General features: G+C 50.7%; 7 protein-coding genes. 5 read left to right on the top strand and 2 right to left on the bottom strand.

All coding sequences use genetic code 11. The features are described from left to right. Nucleotides 1-287: 287 nt before the first annotated feature. Both DY926_RS13280 and DY926_RS17045 read right to left on the bottom strand, forming a co-directional pair. On the bottom strand, nt 288-1958 hold the full coding sequence (locus tag DY926_RS13280) for an ApeA N-terminal domain 1-containing protein (RefSeq protein WP_116703798.1): 1671 nt from the start codon (nt 1956-1958) through the stop codon (nt 288-290). 489 nt (nt 1959-2447) lie between these two features. Further along, nucleotides 2448-3179: a hypothetical protein gene (locus DY926_RS17045; protein WP_148707793.1), complete on the bottom strand. Its 732-nt coding sequence runs from the start codon at nt 3177-3179 to the stop codon at nt 2448-2450. Nucleotides 3180-3862: 683 nt separating this feature from the next. Here DY926_RS17045 and DY926_RS17050 point away from each other — a divergent pair. From DY926_RS17050 to DY926_RS13300, 5 genes are all read left to right on the top strand, one after another. Then, nucleotides 3863-4192 carry a hypothetical protein gene (locus tag DY926_RS17050; RefSeq protein WP_148707794.1) on the top strand — a complete coding sequence of 110 codons (330 nt, stop codon included), beginning with the start codon at nt 3863-3865 and terminating at the stop codon, nt 4190-4192. A gap of 61 nt (nt 4193-4253) precedes the next feature. Next, nucleotides 4254-4520: an AbrB/MazE/SpoVT family DNA-binding domain-containing protein gene (locus DY926_RS13285; protein ID WP_116703799.1), complete on the top strand. Its 267-nt coding sequence runs from the start codon at nt 4254-4256 to the stop codon at nt 4518-4520. Then, nucleotides 4517-4912: a type II toxin-antitoxin system VapC family toxin gene (locus DY926_RS13290; protein WP_116703800.1), complete on the top strand. Its 396-nt coding sequence runs from the start codon at nt 4517-4519 to the stop codon at nt 4910-4912. Before DY926_RS13285 ends, DY926_RS13290 begins: the two co-directional genes overlap by 4 nt. Nucleotides 4913-4925: 13 nt before the next feature. After that, complete coding sequence (locus DY926_RS13295) at nt 4926-5417, top strand: DUF6884 domain-containing protein (RefSeq protein WP_148707795.1); 492 nt, start codon at nt 4926-4928, stop codon at nt 5415-5417. A 104-nt stretch (nt 5418-5521) separates the two neighbouring features. Further along, on the top strand, nt 5522-6196 hold the full coding sequence (locus DY926_RS13300) for a MucR family transcriptional regulator (RefSeq protein WP_241503214.1): 675 nt from the start codon (nt 5522-5524) through the stop codon (nt 6194-6196). Nucleotides 6197-6242 lie beyond the last annotated feature (46 nt).

Here is a 6242-nt window from a genome sequence, read left to right on the forward strand (position 1 = left end):
CCCCCGAGACACTTGTCATCCCATCAACCCAAAGCCATAAAAAACGGGAACTCTCCTTTTGAGTGGATACAAAAAAGGGGGCACGTCAGTTAGAACCATCATATGCCCCTGCAGGGTGGGCTAACTTGCCATCTTGTCCACTCCCGCTAGCTCACGCCGGGCTGCCAACCCCACACGAAAAGCAGCAGCTTGACGTTGAAAACTTCTTCTTAACGCTCCGGAGCGGGTATGTAAAAAACCGACATTTGCCAACTCAGAATGGCGGGTATATTTGAAAAAAAATTAGTCTACTTGATGATCCACATACAATGTACTCGGAAATTATCTTCTTCGCATTCAAAATATCCTTGATTAACGAACCTAGCACGGTTCTTAGAAACACCAAAAATTCTTTCAGGATCATGTATATTCGATGTCTTGGTTGGATCATGTATCCAATCTTTATACATCTTGGTATATTCTTCGGAAAACGTAATATTTCCAAGATCATCTTCGATGCAACAACCATGAACTCGTAGTCCCTTCTCTCCTTTAAGCAACTGAAGCTCTTCTATCGTGACTGAAAAAAAATCGGCACTCCCGGTAACGCGGTCCATATGGACTTTATCGATCATGGCAGCGAGTTTGAGCTTGCTATGCGTCTTTTCTAAGCACGTGATAAATTCTTGTGTCGTGAGGCCGAAATCCAAAAATGCCCAGTAGGTCAGAAGCAACGCGATCTTTGACTCAGCACGGATCACGACAGGAAACTGTTCCTGCTTTAAGCCATGATCATCTCCATGCGCGACGCGATTGCGAACTTTCTTAATCAGAGAGAACTCCTCCTCTGATAGATTGATAATTTTCGTAATATCAGCATCTGTCTCTTTAAGCGCCAGTTTATATTTATCTTCTAAATTGAATTTGTTTGAGGAAAATGACTTATTGGCGAGTTCGACGATCTTATCTCTCTCATTAGAGAGTATGGTTGGAAGTTCTTTTGCAAGATCCTGACGGAATTTTCGTAATTTCCTCGAGGAAGGTGGTAGAGATTCAGAGAAGGAGACTTTATCAAATCTAATGTTCAGATAGCTATCTAAGAGACTGACATAACCAAGTGCTTTGTATTCCCAAAATCCTTCATATCGCTGCATGCCTGACAGACGTACCCAACAAACCTTTCTGTACTTAGATTGGTAATAGTGGTCGAAAATCGACTGCCACCGTCCGTCTAACGCAGGCTGTTGGATAAAGCACCGAACCCAAAAGCTACTATCATCTTTGGTCCGTTGGGGTCGTTCAAATGTGGGAAAATAGATCCGATAGGAGCGACCAGATCCCTGTGAAACAATAATGCTTATGATAGTGGCTGGGTAGGCTAGCAAAATAGAAAGTAAGCATGAGAGTTCATGGGTCTTTGCCTTCACATCTGCAAGGCTGAACTTGCTCGCCCTCGCCGAAAAAATGAACTCCACATGCTCATGTAGTACGAGATCCTCCCCCAATTGGCTACGAGAACTACAATACGCGCTTCGTAGATCGAAGTGCTCATTATCTGTTTCGACGCTGACATTGATATCCTTCGGGATTCGTGTCCAGCTGAGCGTTTTACCAACTGAACCGTCAACCGTTCGCCAGTGGAGAAACCATTCTGATACGTCACTGTAACGCACTGAAATTGAGTCAACCGCCGCTTCTTTTAAATCGCCGTCGATCACATAGTCCGCGTAAAGAGCAATACCGTTAACCTTGCAATCACAGAGACAAAATGTGCTTCCTTCGTTCGTTACCGCCTTAATGAGATCAAATTTCGCGTCGTCCGCGCGCAACTCTAGGGCGTTGTCTGAGATTAAGAGATTGACGCAAGCCCATTGATTGCCTCCGAAAGATAAAACCCCAGATCCTAGTCGTCCGAGTTGATCGTGATATAATTCGACGTCAAAATTCTTTAGCTCTGGATTATGGTTATTTTTACGCACGTCGCATCCTCATCGAGAATTGGGTAGATTTATTTTCCATTTCGGAGATAAAGTTGATCCATTCATTTATTAGTATTGTCATTATACGTTCGGGCGGTAGCGTGCGGTGGTGAGATTGTCGCCTCGGAGCGAAAGCAAGATGCGCTTAAAACACCAGATATCCGACAGCATGTCCATTGACACCATCCCGGAAAAACCTGGCTCCGAGTTGCGTCACTCGATCCAGTATATGTGTCAGGATCCTAAGCATAGTGGTCCCTAACAGCCATAAACGCGCCTGAAATATTCTCCGACGTATGCCATCCATCTATCACTTGGATGGCAGCGTGTCTCTTCAACCCGCTTAGGAGCAGACATTCCGCTTCCCCCCCCTGATCTGCCTGTCTGCTCAGTGATAAAGGAGCAGACAGGCCGCAGTCGCCTTCATTCGGGACACGTGGATACGCTTTATGGTTTTCTGAAAGCGGAAGTCCTTATTCATTTATCAGACTATAATTCGGAATAAGAACCCCACGAACTTTCTATGATTCCGTAAATAACAGTCGTCATTTCTTCCGTATATGTGCCGTCATCTTTCTTCATGATATGATTATATAGATCAGACGATTTAACGTTATTAATATAATCGTTCTTAGAAAGCCCTTCACCATAACGTAAGAACATTTCAACTGCCAATTGAGCAGAGTGAGCTTCCATTTCACTTTTGCACTGTAAATAAAGAAGATATTTCTCTACTCTATCAGGGGCATTATTGTCCTCACTTGTTTCTGCATCGGTACCTAATCTAGCAGCCTCCGTGCCATCCCCAGTAAGAAAGTATTCGGGGTTTTTTATTTTTTGTAACATATGTACAAGTTCATGAATCATAACGTGAGAAATCCGAATTGAGATCTCTTGTTCGGTTTCTGACATTCCGTCATAAAACTTCTGTTCTTCACCTCCTGATCTTGAGAGTCCATTAATAGTTATGCCACGATCATTAGTATTGCGTGTTTTTCCTCGTATTCCGTCTATAGAAAACCTATCTTTACGTAAATCTTCCTCGATAAAAACCGTGACAGTTTCGTCGAATATATTAAGTTCGTTTTTCCAATAATTCTGGTGAATAAGACCCGTGGCTTTTATTTCGCGAGCGATATTATCAGATAAACTTTTTACAATACAAGTATAGTTTTTCAATAAAGTGTCGATATCACTCTGTGTGTGGGCTGCTTCTATCAATTTAATTCTCCAAATGAGATCGATTATGATGGTGGAAAACGATATTCATTCCCGAAAAAAATAAGCTTTCCACATCCGAGTGCATAATTTTTTCTTCCCGCCCCGTGGAATCTGACATGCCGCCCTCCCCAATTGCTGTCATTCGACGATATGAATGTTTGTGGCACGGGAATTACGCTCGTCAAGTACAATGGAATTGAAGCGGGCAGGATTACCGCGTCCCGCGGGGCGTCTGGTCGTCGTAAGGGATGTCTGCGTCTGCTACTGGCCCATTCCTTACGGCCGGAAGGTGGGCCGACACAGGGCGGGTTTGGTGAACGATCGCCAGTGTTCCTGCCAGCCCACGGCCGCTGCGTCCAAGGGTGTCAGACCGGTCAGGGGCAGCCCCCACATTATTCGGACCGGGACATAATGACGGTGGCCACCTGGCCACCGCTACCGGCACGTCAACTGCCTTTCTCTGTCGTCCTGCCAAGATCAGCGCGGTTTCGTATCTTGCGTGACGAAACACAGGCGTGCGGATATTTCGGCCCTTCTCCTTGATCGGCTCCAGTCCCGTCAGACATGTTGTCTCGCTCCGGACCTTCACCAGCACTCGTCCGCCCGGCAGCGGAGACGCAGCATCATGTGTGTCGGCTGATTTCGTATCATTCACAATGGAAACGTCCCGACCATCGGCTACGATGGAGAAGTCGGTTTCTCGCCATCTGGCGATCGGGTTCATCTCACTGATCGACACCAGATTGTCATCAGGGCTCGCCGATGTGGACAATGGCTTTGAAACCGGGGCTGCTGCATTGGCGGGCGTCCACATGGTCGCGTTTGTGGCGACGACTGCAAGTACCGTCAGAGGAAGCAAACAACGCATCATAAAGTCCTTCATTAAGATCCGGATGAACCGGGCGTTTTCATCGGGATCAGAGCGTTCAAAGACCCCTATCGCCTGTTATGAGGCCACTGCATGTAGGTGCGTCATCGGACCCGCCGACGCAGCGCATGACGCTCCTGTATGAATTGCCTTGCAAGTAAGGCGGTAACGCCTTACTCTCTTGGTTCAAGAGAGAGGAGGGTTCCATGGCATCGTTAACCGTCACCGCAAAAGGCCAGGTCACGCTCAAGCGTGAACTTCTTGAACATCTTGGTGTCCAGCCCGGGCAGCGGGTAGATTTTGAAAAACTGCCCGGTGGTGAAGTGCGTGTGCGCGCCGCTCGGCCATCTGGCAGCATTGATAATTTCCTGCATTGCCTCGATGGCCGGGTGAAACTGAACAAGCCGCTCACGATTGACGAGATGAACACGATTGCTGCGGCTGGCTGGGCTGGCGAACTGGCCGACAAGTGAAGATCATCGCCGATACGAATGTGCTTGCGCGTGCCATCCTTCAGGATGATACAGCCCAGTGCCGGGCCGCGCGAAAGGTACTGACTGACGCGTCCCTGATTGCCGTATCACTGCCTTCCCTGTGCGAGCTGGTATGGATACTCCGTCAGGGGGCAAAACTGCCAAAGGGTGACGTCGCCACAGCCGTTCGCGCATTACTCGGCACGAGCAATGTGGTGATGAACCGTCCCGCCGTCGAAGCCGGTCTGGCGTTTCTGGAAGCTGGCGGTGATTTCGCCGATGGTGTTATCGCTCACGAAGGCGCCTGGTTGGGTGGAGAAACATTCGTCTCATTCGACAAAAAGGCCGTTTCCCTACTGAAGAAGCAGGGAAAGAAGACGCGGTTACTGTAACCAGGAGCAGATCATGTCCCCCACAGCGCCCCTGCATCTGATCGCCTGCGTCAAGAGAAAGGCGTCAGGGCCAATGCGGGCGGCAGACCTCTACCAGTCGCCGTGGTTTCGGAAAGCACGCGCCTACGTCGAAGCACAGGGAGCACCGTGGTATGTCCTTTCGGCGTTACACGGCCTTGTCGTGCCTGATGATGTAATCGCGCCATACGAACAGACCTTGATGACCATGCTGGCTGCAGATCGCCGGGCCTGGGGCGAGCGGGTTGTCAGCCAGCTTGTCGAGCGTGGACATTCCCAGTCCTCCCCGATCATTCTTCTCGCTGGCGCACGTTACCGCCAGCCCCTTGCTTCGCGGCTGGGCCCCCGCGCCATTGTGCCAATGGCCGGGCTGGGGATTGGCAAACAGTTGGCATGGCTATCTGATCCCGCCAGGCTCACCGCACCTTATGATCTTCCCAACGGCATCCGGATGGGGCCAGATAAGAAGGGCCTCATCCCGACCTGATCATGAGCGAAACACCTGCCCATCCATGTCCGGTTGTGCCCGGGAACGCGCTCGGGCACATTACTAAATATCTGACAGATATGCGGTGGCAGGAGGATATTTCATTGGATCACTCGGATGGCGAAAGCCAGACGGTCATCACGGCTACGGCCAGTATCGTGTCGGCCTATCTTGCCAATGCACATACGGTGGTCACGCCCGAGGCCATTCCCGCCCTGATCCGCGATGTCATGTCGACCATTACGGAATATGCGCCCGCCAGAACCCCGGTCGGCGCTGGGACCACCGCCACGCTTTCGGATGCGCGCATATCCGCAACGCTCTTCCCTGACCATATCGTGTGCCTTGAAGACGGGAAGAAGCTGAAGATGCTCAAGCGCCATCTCCATCTGGCGCACCGGATGACGCCCGAGCAATATCGCGAGAAATGGGGCCTGCCGGCAGATTATCCCATGACCGCCCCGAGCCACGCGGAGCGACGCTCGACAATAGCTCTGGAAACAGGTCTGGGGCATGGCCGGACGACCGAAGAACCTGGCCCGCTTCTGGAGGAGAAACTCGCCGGACCGCCGCGTCCCCCGGAACCGCCAGCTCAAGAAGCCGATGCGGGGAATCCGGCCCCGGATGAGAAGGGCAGTCCGAAGCAACCTCGACGGTCCGCCGTGGAAAGGGTGCTGGCCAGGCGGGCCAGGTCACGCGCAAGGAGCGCAGAGGCCTACAAAGCCGCAAAAAAGGCGGGGAAACGAGGCGGGACGCGCAAGGCGCCGCCGGAGAAGTAACCCACCCCACCATTTAATGCTTTACAGGCCGGTTTCGTGTTCTCTA

Origin of the sequence: Komagataeibacter melaceti, assembly GCF_003403295.1 — a bacterium.
Classification (GTDB): Bacteria; Pseudomonadota; Alphaproteobacteria; order Acetobacterales; family Acetobacteraceae; genus Komagataeibacter; species Komagataeibacter melaceti.

Coding starts and splice junctions, on each gene's coding strand:
- DY926_RS17050 (WP_148707794.1), top strand. CDS start 3,863: ATGGAGAAGTCGGTTTCTCGCCATCTGGCGATCGGGTTCATCTCACTG.
- DY926_RS13285 (WP_116703799.1), top strand. CDS start 4,254: ATGGCATCGTTAACCGTCACCGCAAAAGGCCAGGTCACGCTCAAGCGT.
- DY926_RS13295 (WP_148707795.1), top strand. CDS start 4,926: ATGTCCCCCACAGCGCCCCTGCATCTGATCGCCTGCGTCAAGAGAAAG.